At 50.0% G+C, this 17084-nt stretch carries 14 protein-coding genes; 5 read left to right on the top strand and 9 right to left on the bottom strand.

Annotation, left to right across the window (positions count from 1 at the left end):
* Positions 1-128 precede the first annotated feature (128 nt).
* From QZ327_RS06125 to QZ327_RS06110, 4 genes are read left to right on the top strand one after another with little or no spacing between them, the layout of a single operon-like run.
* Positions 129-368 carry a DUF2007-related protein gene (locus tag QZ327_RS06125; protein ID WP_294617998.1) on the top strand — a complete coding sequence of 80 codons (240 nt, stop codon included), beginning with the start codon at positions 129-131 and terminating at the stop codon, positions 366-368.
* Between the two features lie 30 nt (positions 369-398).
* Positions 399-1523: a glutamate 5-kinase gene (proB, locus tag QZ327_RS06120; RefSeq protein WP_294617996.1), complete on the top strand. Its 1125-nt coding sequence runs from the start codon at positions 399-401 to the stop codon at positions 1521-1523.
* A gap of 57 nt (positions 1524-1580) precedes the next feature.
* Positions 1581-2828, top strand: a complete 1248-nt coding sequence (locus QZ327_RS06115; RefSeq protein ID WP_294617994.1) for a glutamate-5-semialdehyde dehydrogenase — start codon at positions 1581-1583, stop codon at positions 2826-2828.
* A gap of 53 nt (positions 2829-2881) precedes the next feature.
* Complete coding sequence (locus QZ327_RS06110) at positions 2882-3835, top strand: acetylornithine carbamoyltransferase (RefSeq protein WP_294617992.1); 954 nt, start codon at positions 2882-2884, stop codon at positions 3833-3835.
* 327 nt (positions 3836-4162) lie between these two features.
* Here the strand turns inward: QZ327_RS06110 and QZ327_RS06105 are convergent, their stop codons facing one another.
* The 7 genes from QZ327_RS06105 to glpA all read right to left on the bottom strand — a co-directional run bounded on the left by QZ327_RS06105 (position 4163) and on the right by glpA (position 13757).
* Positions 4163-4561, bottom strand: a complete 399-nt coding sequence (locus QZ327_RS06105; RefSeq protein ID WP_294617990.1) for a rhodanese-like domain-containing protein — start codon at positions 4559-4561, stop codon at positions 4163-4165.
* Positions 4562-5363: 802 nt separating this feature from the next.
* Complete coding sequence (locus QZ327_RS06100; RefSeq protein WP_294617988.1) at positions 5364-6707, bottom strand: porin; 1344 nt, start codon at positions 6705-6707, stop codon at positions 5364-5366.
* 36 nt (positions 6708-6743) lie between these two features.
* Positions 6744-8159, bottom strand: a complete 1416-nt coding sequence (locus tag QZ327_RS06095; protein ID WP_294617987.1) for a glycerophosphodiester phosphodiesterase family protein — start codon at positions 8157-8159, stop codon at positions 6744-6746.
* Positions 8160-8216: 57 nt separating this feature from the next.
* Positions 8217-9614, bottom strand: coding sequence for a phosphoglycerate transporter protein PgtP (gene pgtP, locus QZ327_RS06090; protein WP_294617985.1), 1398 nt, complete (start codon positions 9612-9614; stop codon positions 8217-8219).
* Between the two features lie 24 nt (positions 9615-9638).
* Positions 9639-10892 (bottom strand): anaerobic glycerol-3-phosphate dehydrogenase subunit GlpC, encoded by a 1254-nt coding sequence (gene glpC, locus QZ327_RS06085; protein ID WP_294617983.1) that lies wholly within the window; start codon positions 10890-10892, stop codon positions 9639-9641.
* A 4-nt stretch (positions 10893-10896) separates the two neighbouring features.
* Positions 10897-12141 carry a glycerol-3-phosphate dehydrogenase subunit GlpB gene (glpB, locus tag QZ327_RS06080; RefSeq protein WP_294617982.1) on the bottom strand — a complete coding sequence of 415 codons (1245 nt, stop codon included), beginning with the start codon at positions 12139-12141 and terminating at the stop codon, positions 10897-10899.
* An 11-nt stretch (positions 12142-12152) separates the two neighbouring features.
* Positions 12153-13757, bottom strand: coding sequence for an anaerobic glycerol-3-phosphate dehydrogenase subunit A (gene glpA, locus QZ327_RS06075; protein WP_294617981.1), 1605 nt, complete (start codon positions 13755-13757; stop codon positions 12153-12155).
* Positions 13758-14081: 324 nt separating this feature from the next.
* On the opposite strand from glpA, the gene QZ327_RS06070 reads away from it, so the two are divergent.
* On the top strand, positions 14082-14867 hold the full coding sequence (locus QZ327_RS06070; protein WP_294617980.1) for a DeoR/GlpR family DNA-binding transcription regulator: 786 nt from the start codon (positions 14082-14084) through the stop codon (positions 14865-14867).
* 297 nt (positions 14868-15164) lie between these two features.
* Here the strand turns inward: QZ327_RS06070 and QZ327_RS06065 are convergent, their stop codons facing one another.
* Entirely contained in the window at positions 15165-15845 is a 681-nt protein-coding gene (locus tag QZ327_RS06065) for a NigD-like C-terminal domain-containing protein (protein ID WP_294617979.1), read from the bottom strand.
* Between the two features lie 54 nt (positions 15846-15899).
* A complete protein-coding gene (locus QZ327_RS06060) occupies positions 15900-17039 on the bottom strand; it encodes a 1-acyl-sn-glycerol-3-phosphate acyltransferase (protein WP_294617977.1) in 1140 nt (379 codons plus the stop codon).
* Positions 17040-17084: the final 45 nt, after the last annotated feature.

The following is a 17084-nucleotide window of genomic DNA, read 5'->3' as shown; positions in this document are numbered from 1 at the left end:
AGGAGCATAGCGGGCTATGTGACGAATAAAAAGAGGAAAACAGACCGGAAAGAAATCCAAAAGAAGCTGAAGAAAAACTTTTTGAAGAAAATTTAAACAGGCTCTAAGAACTCTAAATTCCTGCCATTATGAAAGAAGAAGACAGAAGCAAGCTCATCGAAGTGTTCAAAGGATCGCTTTGGGAAGCCGAACTTGTAAAAAGTTTGCTGGGAAACAACGACATCGAATCGACCCTGAAAGATGGGATGGTAGTAAACATCGTGTTGCCCGAAACGGCAATCGACGTAGCCGTACTCGTCAATGAAGCCAACTACGAGGCAGCAATGGAGGTGGTTCGTGCCTACGAGAAAAAAGAAGACGGAGACTAACCCTTCCCCCATCGGGGGACATACACAAATATGGAACAACAACTAACGAGAATTGCCGTCAAAATAGGCAGCAATGTATTGACACGCCGTGACGGCACATTAGACGTGACCCGCATGTCCGCCCTTGTAGACCAGGTAGCGGAACTGCACAAAGCGGGCGTAGAGATTATCCTGATTTCTTCCGGTGCCGTTGCATCGGGACGGAGCGAGATTCGCCCCGCCAAGAAACTGGACAGTGTAGACCAGCGCCAGCTATTCTCAGCTGTGGGGCAAGCCAAACTTATCAACCGCTATTACGAGCTATTCCGCGAGCATGGCATTCCCGTGGGGCAAGTGCTCACCATGAAAGAGAACTTCGCCACCCGCCGCCACTATCTCAACCAGAAGAACTGCATGACCGTGATGCTGGAAAACGGAGTGATTCCCATCGTCAACGAGAACGACACCATCTCCGTCAGCGAACTGATGTTTACCGACAATGACGAACTTTCGGGACTGATAGCCTCCATGATGGACGCACAGGTCCTGATAATCCTCAGCAATATCGACGGCATCTATAACGGTTCGCCTGCCGATCCCGCATCGGAGATTATCCGCGAAATAGAGCATGGCAAAGACCTGTCCGCCTACATACAGACTTCCAAATCCAGTTTCGGACGCGGCGGCATGCTCACCAAAACCAATATCGCCCGCAAGGTGGCGGATGAAGGGATTACCGTCATTATTGCCAACGGCAAACGTGACAACATACTTGCGGATATTCTTCATCGGGAACTCCCCGCCCTGCTCTCCGGCACTCCGCTCCCGGTGCTCAATCCCCAACCGGACTACACACGCTTCATTCCCGCTCCCCAACCTGTGTCCAGCGTAAAGAAGTGGATAGCCCACAGTGAAGGTTTTGCCAAAGGAGAGTTGCATATCAACGACTGCGCCACCCGGGTACTTGCTTCCGACAAGGCAGTCAGCATTCTTCCCATAGGCATCACCGATGTGCGGGGAGAGTTCGAGAAGGACGACATCGTACGTATCATAGACTTTGAAGGAAATCCGGTAGGCATAGGCAAAGCCAATTGCAGTTCAGCACAAGCACGCGAAGCCATGGGCAAGCACGGCAAGAAGCCTGTAGTGCACTACGATTATCTTTACATGGAATAGGCTATTACCGATTATATCACTACATTTGCGGAAGTATCAATCAACAAACCACATACAATGGACTTAAACAAGACCTTCGCAGCCGTACAGCACGCCGGGCGCAAGCTATTGGCGCTGGACGATGAAAAGATTAACCGGATATTGCTGGCTGTCGCCGATGCCGCCGAAGCAAAGACAGACTTTATCCTTGCCGAGAACCGGAAGGACCTGGACCGCATGGACGTTTCCAATCCTAAATACGACCGCCTGAAACTGACGGCAGACCGCCTGAAAGGAATTGCAGACGACATCCGCAAAGTAGCCCAACTCCTCTCGCCGACAGGCATCATACAGAAACAGAGGGTAATGCCCAACGGACTGAGGATGAAACGTGTAAGCGTGCCTTTCGGCGTAATCGGCATTATCTACGAAGCACGCCCCAACGTCAGTTTCGATGTATTCTCGCTCTGCCTGAAAAGCGGCAATGCCTGCATACTGAAAGGCGGAAGCGATGCCGACCATTCCAACCGTGCCATCATCAGCGTTATACACGACGTACTGGAGCAGTTTGAAGTAGACCCGCACACCGTAGAACTGCTTCCCGCCGACCGCGAAGCCACCGCGGCACTGCTGCATGCCAACGGCTATGTCGATTTGATTATCCCGCGCGGCAGCAGCAATCTCATCAACTTTGTCCGCCGGAACGCCACCATTCCGGTGATAGAAACCGGTGCAGGAATATGCCACACCTTCTTCGACCGTTACGGCGATGCGGAGAAAGGAGCCGCCATCATCAACAATGCCAAAACACGCCGTGTCAGCGTATGCAATGCGTTGGACTGCCTGCTCGTAGACGCCAACCGCACGAAAGACCTGCCGGCACTCTGCGCACCGTTGCGGCAAAGCAACGTGGTTATCTATGCGGATACCTCCGCATACGCCTCCCTGCAAGCCCACTATCCTGCCGAGTTGTTGAAAGAAGCTACGGAAGAAGATTTCGGTACGGAATTTCTGGACTACAAGCTTGCGGTGAAAGTCGTTGAAGGCATAGATAGCGCCATAACCCACATCGGGCAATACGGTTCCAAGCACAGTGAATGTATCGTGACCGATGACAAAGCCAACGCCGCACAGTTCTGCCGCGAAGTGGATGCCGCCTGTGTCTACGTCAATGCCCCCACATCCTTTACCGACGGCGCACAGTTCGGGCTGGGTGCGGAAATCGGCATCAGCACCCAGAAGCTGCACGCCCGCGGCCCTATGGCTTTGGAGGAAATCACCACATACAAATGGATTGTGGAAGGGGAAGGACAGGTGAGGAACTAACCATTCCCCCGCCAATAGCTCACTAAATATTAATCATTAATCACTATAGAATTATGAAGAACTTTACTTGCGTACAGGACATAGGCAATCTGAAAACAGCATTGGACGAAGCATTCGAAATCAAAAAAGACCGTTTCAAATACGTGGAGTTGGGACGCAACAAGACATTGATGATGATATTTTTCAACTCAAGCCTGCGCACCCGCCTCAGCACCCAAAAAGCCGCCTTGAACTTGGGCATGAATGTCATCGTGCTGGACATCAACCAGGGCGCATGGAAATTGGAGACCGAACGCGGCGTCATCATGGACGGCGACAAGCCCGAACATCTGCTGGAAGCCATTCCCGTAATGGGCTGCTACTGCGATGTTATCGGGGTACGCTCCTTCGCCCGCTTCGAAAACCGCGAATACGACTACAACGAGGTGATACTGAACCAGTTCATCAAGCACTCCGGCCGTCCGGTATTCTCCATGGAAGCCGCCACGCGCCACCCGCTGCAAAGTTTCGCCGACCTCATCACCATCGAAGAGTACAAAAAGACGGCACGCCCCAAAGTAGTCATGACATGGGCTCCGCATCCCCGTCCCCTGCCGCAAGCCGTTCCCAACTCTTTTGCCGAGTGGATGAATGCCGCAGACTACGATTTCGTCATCACCCACCCCGAAGGGTATGAACTCGACCCGAAATTCGTGGGCAACGCCCGTGTGGAATACGACCAAATGAAAGCCTTCGAAGGCGCCGACTTCGTCTATGCCAAGAACTGGGCTGCCTACACCGGCGACAACTACGGACAAATCCTGAGCAAAGACCGCAACTGGACCGTAAGCGACCGGCAAATGGCTGTAACCAACAACGCCTACTTCATGCACTGCCTGCCCGTGCGCCGCAACATGATTGTGACGGACGATGTCATCGAAAGCCCGCAGTCCATCGTGATACCGGAAGCCGCCAACCGCGAAATATCCGCAACGGTGGTGCTGAAACGGTTGGTGGAAAATCTGTAGTCCGCTTCCGACAATATACACCCAAAGAGCCGGCAGATTACTGACCGGCTCTTTTTTTATATAACCATGATGCTTATTCTGCCGGCACGGCTTTTGCATTTAGGGGAGTTAGAGGGGTTATCCCTTCGCATCGCTTCGTCAGGAGTTAAAGGAGTTAGAACCGATACTATTGTGTATGAGACCATTATAGAAGCATAGGCTTTGACTACCAAGCCGACTTGGCGACTGATAACTCCTTTCAACTACTCTGACTCCTGTAAATGAAAAAGATGTGTCCTGCCAGCCTATTGGCAGCAACCGCACAGCCTGCAGGCACGGACAGAGAGGCTATCGCTCCGTCTCCCTTCCCGCTTCTTTCCAGCCGATAAAACCCTTGTCGAGTTCGTAAACCTTGTAGCCTTTCCGGCTCAGGATAGCGGCGGCTTTCTTGCTGCGCTTTCCGCTGCGGCAATAGAGGGCTATCGGTTTCCCCTTTTGCAACAAGGAGTCTGCAACAGCGGCAAACCCTCCGTCCAGCACATTGATATTGATGCTGCCGGGAATATGTTCTTCCGAATATTCGGCAAGCGTACGTACATCCAGCCGCTGCATGTCGGGATTGGTCATCAAAGTTGCGAACTCGTCCGTGGAAACGGAGCGGAAATCTCCCCCTCTCTGCTGGCAGGAGACAAGTGTGGAAAAAAACAGGCAAATGCCCGCAAGGAACGGTTTCATAAGTTTACTCATTTAAACAGGCTCTGAAAATGTAATCAAAGTTATAACTTTTTCGTTGATGGCACCAAACATCCATACGAACTTTCACGTTTTTTTCCACAGCTCTTTCATATACAGGAGTCAGAGAAGTTGTCGCCCTTCTTCCGCTGACTTCTGATAAATCCCGTAAATAAAAGTCCCGTGGCTGACAGCCTCTTCTTCATCCGATGTTCCCACCCAATTGGAAACGTGTTCCCTGCAAGTTGGGAACATATTCCCAATGAGGTGGGAACGCGTTCCCGGCAGGCTGGGAATAAAGTTCCACCAAGCAGAAAACGACTGGCACTCGTATATTGCTGATAATAAGCGCCTGGCGGGAATATTTCGCAGGTCTGTTCTTATCCGTTTGTTCTTCACCGGTCCGTTTCCGTTTATCCGCTTCCGTCGGCCTGTTCGCGCGGTCTCTCCGGCCGTGTTCCTCCCCGGTGTAGCTGTCGGCTTTCAACTCCTATCCCGAAGGGAGATAACTCCTTACACCCCCCTTTAACTCCTGCAAATGAAAAAGCCGTGTTTTTTTCTTTTACAGGGGTTAAAGGGAGTTATCAGCCGAAAAGTCGGCTTAATAGTTAAAAGCCGATACTTCTGTGAATGCATACACAAAAGTATCGGCTCTAACTTCTTTAACTACTGACGGAACGGAGCGAAGTGATAACTCCCTTTAGCTCCTTCTAACGCCCTTGAATGAAAGGGGCGTGTACCATCCGCCGTTCGGAGCAAATGTCATGTCTTCGCAACAGACAGCCAATGATATAAACTGACTGCCGGCAACTGCTTATCAGAATTGGAACATCAAGCGGGCTTGAAGCACGTGGAAATTCTTGTCATACTGGAATTTGTCACGGTCAAGACGATTGTAAGTGTAGCTCAACATCACTTGGGCAAACTTGTTGAAAGAGTAGTTCACACCCAAAGTAGCGGAGTGCATATTGCCACCGCCAATGCTCAACGATGTGGCGGGATAGTCTGCCAATACACCGTTAGGATAGTATTGGTCGCGTCCGGGAACATACTTTTCACCTTCAACGAGGTCGTTCAGACCTGTATAGCTGTAGCGGGCTACAACTTCGAGGGCTCTGCCGTTCAATCCTTTCAGCAAAGCATCGGAGTTGCTGTACTGATACGGATCGCCGAAGATTTTGTAACCAGCCTCGATATAGCCGCCGTGGAAAGAGTTTGCATCGAGCGGATTGCCTTTCTGCCACGACTCGAGTGTGCCCCAAGAGTCGATGGAACCCAAATTGGCTTCGAACAGCGCCCGGTCGTCACGTTCTTTGGTGACATGCTTGTACATGTACTCGCCACGGGTAAAGAAATTGTCCGTCTTGTACAAGAACTCGGCGCCTACATCAAATACGTTTTTTGCCCAGGGCAGCTTTGCCGACACGAATTCCTTGGTAGGGTCCACATAGGTTTCGAGCGAGGAACCCATTTCCAACTCCGTTTTCAGCACGTTGTTCTCCACCACGCCCGTAGCTATGTTGGCATAGCGGAAAGCGGCGCCTATGTGGAAGGTATTGTCATCATTATTGACGGGACGCCATACCCAACGGCCACCGAACGACATGCCCTGATAGCCTGCCGGCTGGTCATTGTATTTGTTTTCCGCAAACACGCCCTGGTTGGCGAAGAAATGGTCGTTGTAGAAAATGTAACTCAGGCCCAGTTCGCGGGTGGGTGCAAAAGCATTGGCTGCCGCCGAACGTGAAATGAAGTGCAGGCTTCCGCGGCTGGTATTGTTTGCCATGCTCATGGGGTTGTTGTAGTAGCCCGCTTTAAAACGGTGCGTGCCTTTGTTGCCTTCCAACGAATATTGCAGGAAGATATTCTTCTGGGAGAACTTGCCTTTAGAGAAATCAAAATCGGCATAGAAATACCAGTCCTCATAGCTCATTGAGGTACGGATACGCGCATCGGTGATGGCAGCTCCCGACTTCACGGGAGTGAAGTCCGAATGGTAATATGCACCGTCCATCATAAAACGCGCGCCAATCGTGAAGTTCAGGTTTTCCTTGGCGTTGCTAACATTGACAACCGGCTTATTATCGAAGTCCTGGGCTTGGGCAACCGATGCTGACAGTGACAATGCAGCCAATACCGGCATTAAAATATACTTTTTCATAGAATGTAATCTGTATTATTAGTGTTAATAAATCAATTAGTAACCAAGTCTTATAAGGGTTTCAACCGCATCCGGAACTTCCTGGGGAGTCGGTGCCTTGCGCAGCCCGTTGTCAATGAGGTATTTCAGGCTCATTTCGGAACGGTTGGTAAACAGGCCGTCGCCATAGATTCCGTGCAGGACATCATCGTATTGTACGGTATTTCCCCAGTTGTATTGGCCGAAGTATTTTCCCATCTGCGCATAAGAGTCGAACGAATACGGATGGTTGAGCATGCCCGACTTCTTGATGAGGTAAGCCTGCCACGGAGCATTCATTTCGGGATAGTTGTTGGGAGCGCCCGCAATGCAGGGACCGATGATGTGAGCCTTGTATTCCAGACCGAGGTTGATGAAGGAGGCATACCCTTGAGGCGTGTCGTGTTTCAAATCGGTAGCGCCATTGCCTTCCCACAACAGGAAGCACATCGGAATTTTGCCCTTGAACTCGTCTGCCGTACGGCGAAGGCTTTCGAGAGAGAATGTCTGGAGAACAACCTTGCCGTTGGTATTGCCAACGTTGACCTTGCCATCCGCAGTATAGAACGGCACTCCGTCGCAAGGCTTGGTGATAATGTTCCAGCCGAGTTCGTCAAGTTTGTCATAAACGCGCTTTTCAAAGTCCGAAGGATTCAGCCACGACTCTTTGAATTCGATATAGACTCCCGGACGGTTGCCTGTATCTGCGGGGTCGTCTACATACTGGAACTCATACTTCAGGCAATCCCGGGGTTTCTCGGGGTTCCACGTGCCGGTAACGGTATATACGCGCTCACCATCGGCACCACGCTTCAGCATCTTTCCCTCGGCATAGCGGATCTGGTCTTCAAGGGCAGAAACATACTGGTGCTGTTTTGTAAACTCCTCACGGGCTTGCTCGATGCTTGTTTCATTGAACCAGCTGCCGGCATCGAGCGCAAGCAGCTCTTCGTACATATAGGACATTGCATAGTAAGGACGGAAACTTGCCTTATCTGCCGCAACAAGCTTTTCCGCTTCCTCTTCACTCATGCCATGACGCATATAAAACGCCTTACGGGTTGCCGGAACCAGTTCGCTATATACATTTTCAATGTTGGTGGTGCGTTTCAGATTGTCATCGTGATTGGCAAGGATGACACCGTCTTTCGTGCACTGGAGGTCGGATTCCAGATAGTCCGCACCCATTTCGCGTGCCCACCGCCAGGCAGACTCCGTCTCTTCCGGAGCCCAGAAGGTAGAGCCGCGGTGAGCCATTACAGCGTAAGGGGGCACGTAGTCGCGTACTTTTGCCATTTCGGCGGAGATTGTGTTTACTTCAACACGTGTTGCATCGTTGTTCACATCTGTAAAATCTTGGTTTTCACAGGAAGTGAAAGTCACTAAGGCAATACCCAGCAAGGTTGCGCTTAATCTGATAGAATTTCTCAACATAGTTCAATTTTTAAGGTAAATACTGGTTTAATGTCATTCTATATTATCTTAAAAAGATTATTCCTTGTTTCTCTCTGCAAGCAACGCCTTTTCGTCCTTATAGGTAAAGGACATCAAAAGGATGGACAAGGCGCAGGCTATGAGCAGGAGTATGAAGGTCCAGTCCCAACCCGCCATTTCGGCGACGTAGCCGAGGACAACGTTGGCAAGGATGGCGGTTCCGAAGAAGTACCCGAAGAAGCCGGTAAGTCCGGCAGCCGTGCCTGCGGCATTCTTGGGAGCGAGGTCGAGCGCCTGGACTCCAATCAGCATCACCGGGCCGTAGATGAAGAAGCCGATGGCAATCAGAGACAAGGTTACGATTACATAATTATCGGAGAAGTGCCAGTAGAGGAAGATGAACACCGCTACAATAGCCATAAAGATGATGGTAGTCATGGCACGCCCGCCCTTGAACACCTTATCGCTGAGCCAGCCGCAAACCAACGTTCCGGGTATCGCTGCAAATTCATAGGCAAAATATGCCCAACCTGCCTGCTTGATATCATATCCTTGGGCCTCCTTCAGGAAGGTAGGCGCCCAGTCGAGACAGCCGTAACGCACCATGTAGACAAAAGCATTGGCAATGGCAATGTACCAAAGCATCTTGTTGTTGAATACGTGCTTGAAGAAAATCTCTTTGGCGGTAAGCACTTCTTCCTGCTTCTCGCTATAGTTCTTAGGATAGTCGTTACGGTATTTCTCAATGGTGGGAAGCCCGCACGACTGGGGAGTGTCGCGAATCAGGCAGTATGCCACTAATGCCACAAGGATAGCCACTGCTGCCGGAAACACATACGTACCGATGAGGAAGTAGCGGGAAGCATCGGCGCCATAGAACCAGGAACCGAACCACAACGCACCGTAAACAGCCATCGGGCCGACCAGCGCGCCGCCTACGTTGTGGGCACAGTTCCAGATGGACATCATCGTTCCGCGCTCGGTCACCGAGAACCAATGGGTCATGACACGTCCGCAAGGAGGCCAGCCCATGCCGTTGAACCAACCTACCAGGAAATTCAAGACAGCCATCACGATAATAGCCAGCGATTTCTGTTCCGGACCGAAATACTGCACCGGCACAATCATAAACATCATGGAGACAGCCGCCAAAACCAATCCCAACGGAAGGAATACACGCGCATTGCTGCGGTCGGACACGCTCCCCATCAGAAACTTGGACAAGGCATAAGCTACAGCATTCATAGAAAGGACGATACTCAACTCGCCCTTTTCAAAACCAAACTGGGCAAGTTCCGGAATGGCCATCGAAAAGTTCTTACGCACGATATAAAAACCTGCGTAACCGATAAATATACCCAAGAAGACTTTCCAACGGTAACTCTTATACGCCGCATCGATCTTCTCTGCCGGTAATTCCTGCTTATGAGCAGGAGGTGCTAAAAAATTCCACATGGTACTAAGATTTTAAGAATAATACTATTTATTGCTATTCAGTTTTCGGGTTTCTTCCAGGTCCAAAGTTTCGGCAAGCACCGAAATGGGGTGTTTTACCTTTGCCGGAGCAGACATCTCAATCTGCCATTTGCAGGTTTCGCAATCCGTCGCTACAAAGTCTGCCGCCACCTCTTCTATCTGGCGGAACAGTGGAGCGCCGATGCCTTGTGACGTCTCGTAGTTCTCCTTTTTAAAACCGTATGTACCCGCAATTCCACAGCATTGGGAATTGAGCACGGTAAGGTTTACGTTGGGAATACTGCGCAACAAAGCGATGGAATAATATGCCCAACCGAGTTTCTCCATGTGGCAAGGAGTGTGGTAGGCAATCTTCATCTTTACGTCATCGCGGAATTTCAGTTTCACATCCCCTTCCTCGAGCAGGCGGAAAATGAAACGAGTGGCGAGTTCTATGCTGTCGCGCACGTCTGCATTTTCAATGCCGAGCAGATGCGGATATTCGTCACGCATGGTAAAAATACAGGTTGACGAAGCCCCGAGCACCGGGCGCTTATCTTCAAGAACCGACTTGCGGACAGAACGGAGGTTTGCCTCGGCTTGCCTGCGAGCCTGGTTTATCAAGCCGTTGGACACCAGAGCCACTCCGCAACATTTCTCTTTTTCGAGCAGGTGCACTCCATAGCCTATCGCGTTGAGTACAGTCACCATGTCTTTGCCCAACTGAGGGAAGTTATAGTTGATGTAACAGCCGTGGAAGAAGCTTACATGCTTCTTGTAATTGTCCTGCGAAGCCATCGCATGCTTTTTGAACCAGCTTTCGAATGTCTGCGAGGAGTACTTCGGAAACACACGGTGATGGTCTATTTTCAATATGCCGTCCATCACCGCCTTTACCGGCTTCAGCGACAATGTAGTATTGACCACAGGAGCAAAGGCGGACGCCATGGTGCCTACGAAATCCGTATTTGCCAACATCATATCGCGCAACGCCGGTTTCTTCTTGCTATATTTGATACGTGCCAGTTGAATGATGTCACCGATTTTCACATTCGACGGACAAGCCACTTCACAACGTTTACAGTTCAAACAGTACTTCAACGCTTCGTCAAAGTATTCGCCTCTTTTCAAGCGAAGACGCTCCTCGTCCGGTCCTGCCTGTTTCGGTCCGGGAAATTCGGGATTTACCGGGATAACCGGGCAATATACCGTACAAACCGTGCACTTGAAACATTGCTCGAAATTGTTCTCGCTTATATTATTCTGCTGCATATTCATGACGTCATCCATTTATTAAGTTATCCGCTACATATAATGCCGTAAGCATGGAAATACCGGCACCACAACCTTCATGTATTGTATCAGATCCGCCCAATACCGAGCCTACGGCAAACAGGTTCTGTTGCACATCGCCCTTAATCCTTATCCGCAACTTGTCGTCGGTTGCCACACCGAATGTCATATAGTTCTGTTTATTGAAGAAAGACCGGTCATACCAACTGTCGCGTCCGGGAGTGAAATCGACATCACTGCCAAAAACCGGTTCGACAACGCTATCCGGGCGCGCCACCAATCCGTTGCTGAAATAACTGCCCGAAGCAAGGATGAAGTTTTCCGCCACAAACGGAATGTCTCCGTGATTGACAGAATATACAACCTCCACCCTGTTGCCTTTGAAGCCGGCTTTCACCACCGTATCGCCCAACATATAGACTCCTCCCAACTCTTCGAAAGAACGGCGGAGCTGCTGCTGTGCACGAATGCCCGGAACAGAGGGCGGCATCGTAGGAACCAGCCATGCCGGAATATCCAACGACTCTTTCAATTTCCTGACCGGAGCCGCAGACGACAGCCCGAATACGGCCGGCAGAGCAACGATATCGAAACCGGATATCTTTGCCGCCAATGCCCGAATCAACGCCTCCAGCGTCTTTTCATTCTCCAGAACCCGGGCAATATTGGTCGAGCGCATCTCCGTCGGACTAATCCGCAGCCTTTCCAGTTCGGGAAGGTTGATAGAGGATATGCGGCATTCGGCACCATACTTCTCAAAACCGTCGGCAACGAATTTCGTATTGAAATCAAGGAATCCCGCGATATTGACCGCCAGCACTTTCTTGCCTGCCATGTCATTTGCCGACGAGAGCGGTTCAAAGTCGGAAAATGTCAGCCAAGTCGGTTTCAACGTGCCCATTGGAGTTATACGTAAATGGTTATGACCCGCATCGCCGTTCACTTCAATGCCGCAATCAAGGAACTGCTGTTTTGCCTCACGGGCGTAATGGGCAAAACTGTCGCCCAACTTGGCATACGGATGATTGGCACCAACCTTGCCAACGACAGCCAGCGGACTATCCACCTTTGTCCCGTCGGCAAGTTCGTTGAGCAAATCGAACGAACCGGAAGAAAAATGCAAGGCACTTTGTCCGGTAGAAACGATAGCACATTTCACACCACTCTTCTGCAAACGGATTCCACACGTCAGGCCGGCAAGTCCTCCGCCTATTATTAAAGTATCAAATTTCATCGCCATTCATTTTATTCCATTCCACAAACTCCGCTATATACCCACTGGGTATATGCACTCTCACGCAATGCCTCGCCCCACGCCACAGGATACAATCCTTTCCAACGTTCATCCAGGAACGAAACCAAATCGGCTTTCGCCTTTTGAGAACAATTATGCGCCTCGCCGAGCAGTCCTGCCGCACGGCAGGCACAGAGTTCTCCCTGGCACGTGCCCATACCGACGCGCGTACGACGGCGCAAATCTATCAGGTTATGCACGTCAAGCTCATTCATGGCATAATTCACCTCACCTACGGTGACGTCTTCACACTCACAAACCAAACTGTTGTCGTACTTGCTCTCCGATGCAATCTTGGCAGCCATTTCGCCGTGGCGCCCCACCGAAGAACGTTTAGGCCGATTCACCGCCACCTGCTTGCCATCCGCCCGGTTCTCTTCCAAGCGCGAACCGGGAAGCGGTTCGTTCATGGTAGTGCAAGGCTTGTCGATGCCGAGCTTCTTGCATGCCAGGTCGGCAGTCCATTCCGCCATCAGCCGGTAAGTCATCAACTTTCCACCGGTAATGGTAATAAATCCCGCAACACCGTCCCGCACCTCATGATCCAACAACACGATGCCGCGGCTGATGTTGCGGCCGGAAGGGTCGTTATCTGCCGCTACCAGCGGACGAACGCCCGCATATGCACGCAAAATACGGGTTGCCGCCAAAGCAGGCGCCAGTTTCTCGCCCTCCGACAGTAACAAATCGACCTCTTCCGATGTAACCCGCACATCATCCACCTCGTCAAAGCCCACGCGGCTGGATGTCGTCCCTATCAAGCAGATGGTATCTCCAGGAACAAGAATATCCGCATTGGCAGGTTTACGACAACGGTTAAGCACCACATTATTGATTCGATGCCCAAAAATCAATAACGAGCCTTTTGCCGGGAACATGTCCACCCTTACACCTGCTTTCGCAGCAATGCCATGTCCCCAAATTCCTCCCGCATTGACGGTCAGAGGTGCATAATAATTATGTTTGGTCTTTGTTTTATAATTAAACACGGTGACTCCGATAACCCGCCCCTGCTCTTGGAGCAATGCGGTTACCTCATGATAGACCAGCACTTTCGCGCCGTGTGCCTTGGCGTCAATTACATTTGCCAAAGTCAGCCTGAAAGGATCTATCGACCCGTCGGGTACTTTCACCGCACCTGTTATCGCAGGATTTACAGAAGGTTCTATCCGTCTTGCCTCGGCAGGATCGATTACCTGCGCATCAATGCCGGCAGCCCGGCATGATTCTACAAACAAGTTTTGATAGGAAAGGTCGTCTTCCGGAAGGGAAATAAACAAGCCTCCGTTTTCCTCTACACAATGGCGTGCTATCTTCCGGAGAATCATATTCTCCTTGATACACTCGGCTGCCGATTCTCTATCTGTCACCGCATAACGGGCGCCACTATGAAGCAGCCCGTGGTTTCGCCCGGTGGCACCGGCAGCAAAATCGAAACGTTCCACAAGCAGGACACGCATCCCACGCAAGGCGCAATCTCTTGCCGTCCCTGCTCCGGTCGCACCTCCACCAATAATGATGATATCAAATTCGTTAATTTCGCCATTCAGTATCATGTCTCTTATAATATTAGTTAACGCCGTTTGATTGAAAGACCGGTAAACAATGTCTAAAGCTTTCTTATCAAAACAACATCGGTTTCATTTCGCAACAAATATAAATTCTATTTTTATAATAACGAAACTTTCAAGCAATTGTTTTACTAAAAAGCAGAAAAAACATCTTCAGAAGGGAAATTTCATGCAAAAAACAGGCAATAAGACTTACGTTTCAAAAGCAGCTATCATCAAATGCCTGTTTTATCATTTCTTAGCATCAACAGTTTCGTTATGCTATTTTTTTCAAGTACATTAGCGCATTCATATAATTTCAAGCCTATTATGACAAAAGAAGAGAGACAGTCTATCATATTGGAACTGCTGATACAGCACAATTCCATCCTGGTAACAGACTTGGCTACACATCTTAACGTTTCATCAGTTACGATACGAAAGGATCTGACTGATCTTGAAAGAGAAAAGAAACTATACCGAAACCACGGAAAAGCCATTTTAATAGACCCTTATATTGACAACAGGAATGTCAGCGAGAAGGAAAAACTATTTGTCGAAGAAAAAAGGCTGATCGGAATGAAAGCCGCCAGCCTTATCACACCCAAAGACTCCATACTAATAGCATCGGGAACTACCATGCACGCACTTGCCCGCAGCATAGCACCGATAGATGAGCTGACCGTCATCACCGCCTCCATGGAAGTATCGAACATCCTGGCAAGCGAGAAGAACATATATATCATCCAGCTTGGCGGCATCTTACGGCACAGCAGCCTGTCCGTAGTAGGGAAATATGCGGAGAGCATACTGACCGATTTTTCATGCAGCAAGCTATTCATCGGCGTAGACGGCATCGACCTTGATTTCGGCATCACCACCACCAATATGATGGAAGCAAGCCTCAACCGCGTCATGATGCAGACCGCCCAAAAGACAATCGTACTTGCGGACTCCTCCAAGTTCGGACGGCGCGGCTTCAGCAAAATTGCCGACATGGAAGACATCGACCATATCATTACCGACTCCCGCATTCCACCTTCCACCGCAGCGCGCATAGAGGAGATGGGCATTGAATTGACAATTGCCGATGCAGGCTATCACAATGGCATCTAAACAGGAAACAGGCAAACACTCCGGAACAACTTATACACTATCTTCCGGACACAGATTGAACGTTTTTTTTCTTTCCGGAGTCAGAGAAAACTAAAGGAAATGACCAGCCGACAAGCCGGCTTGACAGTTAAAAGCCGATACTTCCGTGAATACATACACAAGCGTATCGGCTCTGACTTCTTTAACCATTGCACGGAGCGGAGCGAAATGACAACTCCCACAACTCCTGTAAATGAAAAAGCCGTGGATTATGTCACGGCTTTAATAATTTCGACACCTGCCCATCAACGCATAAAATCAGCTTTCCTCTACATAAAACCCCGTTTCATCCAAAACATAGGTCTTCAAGGAACCGGAATAAGTATAAACATTGAAAGAAACATCCACCCCCTGCACGCCTTCGGTCATATATTGCCGCAAGGGGACAGACAGATAAGCACGCTTGCCATAATCCTGCACGCTGCTGCTTACATCATGATACAAGGTCAGCCGCACCTTGACGCGTCCGCTCTCTTCGTCGGCAGAGACCTCGTCTTCTACAAAATGGAAAAGATGCTTGCCCTGCTGCCTTACCTTTAAAATAATATTCAGGTAATCATGCCCCAACCAGATGCTCTGTATCTCCGAAGGTTCCGTTTTCACGCCCTCTTTAAATTCATCCGCAACCAAAGGAACAGGCGAAACCGCTTGCAACACGCCATACAACTTCACACCCGCCACCTTGCCGCCATCGGCCGCCAACGTCTCGTAATTGGCAACAATGCGGACAGGCGCATCCGCACACAGCCCCGACATGTCTTCAACGACACAAAATGTATCGCCTTCATCAGTCAGCACCGACTCCAGCCGCCCATCCGTCCCGGGAAATGCCGTAAGGAAATCCTGCTTCACGGAAGGATAATGATAATCATCACCGCCACACGACACCAGCAGCCACGACACGATGACGGCAAACAAGCCACAGCAGTATTTTTTCATACCTACTTTATGCACCATTACAATTTCTCTTTAGCGCAGCCGTCCGGCAAAGCCTTATTTGGTTGCAGCCAAATAATTCGTCAACGGATTGGCATACATCAGCAACATCTTTTCGCGCAAGAAGTCCACATCCTTGCCGGGAATGGCAATACGGTCCAGCTGGCCGTCAATGTAGCTCACAAAGCGCTTCTTGTCCTCCGCCGTATAGTGTCCGGTGAATTCTTCCGCATGGTGCAGCAAGTCGTGCGCCACGTAATTATTGGCAAATATTCGGTAATTGGCATGGATGCGCTTATCAATCAAAGCAGAGATGGCCACGAACAGTTCCGGCTTAGGCAATGTCCTGTCCAATGCCGCCAAATCATCATTGATGCAAGACGACATGCGGAAGCATACGCGGCCTTTATATCCCAAAAGCCCGGTTTGCATATTCAGCAAATCATCATCCGTAGTTTTCTTATAATCGGGCATATCGCGTTTCAGCTGGAATTCCTGCGCCTTCAGGTAGTCGCAAGGATCATACTCGTACGAAACGGAAAGCGGAACGATATTCAGCTCCTGAAGATTCGTAATGATATCCCCGTTGCCGCCCATCGCCAGCATCTTCAGGACACTGTCCTGCGTGACATCGTTCGAATCCTTCGCACGTCCTTCACGCTGGGCAATCCAGATAGACTGCTTCTTCTCCGCAATGGTATAGTGCATGTAGCGCGACATGCGGATGGACGACTCCAGCATCTGGCGCATGGTGAGCGCACGCTGCACGGTGAAACATTTATTGATACGCACCAGTTTCTTGATCCAGGGATAAATCAGCAGGTTATCGCCGATAGCGATTTCCACGGTGTCCAGCCCCTGTTCTACCAGAAGAACCGACAAGAATCCGGAGTCGAGGATGATATCCCTGTGATTGGAGACATAGGTATAGGCAGACTGCTTGTCCAATACACCCATACTTTCCAGTATCAGTCCGTCTGTAGTATCTTTGGCCAATTTATGCAAGATGCCGTAGCAAAGGTTTTCCTGGAACTCCTGCTTGGTCTTGCTTGCACGCATTTTCTGCGCGATAGCCTCAAAAGGAACGCCCGGCATAACGGCACAAGCCACTTGTTGGAAAGCCGGGTCGGCAATTAATTCCTCAAAAATCTGAGGTAATTCTTCGTCATGATAAGGGCGGATTTCTTCAAATTCCATGATATGCAATTTTAAATTTCAAACAATAAGTATTTGGTTTCAAGA

The sequence above is a fragment of the uncultured Bacteroides sp. genome (assembly GCF_910578895.1).
Taxonomy (GTDB): Bacteria; Bacteroidota; Bacteroidia; order Bacteroidales; family Bacteroidaceae; genus Bacteroides.
Note: the sequence above shows the minus strand (reverse complement) of the source record. Positions and strands in the feature narration are given on the sequence as shown.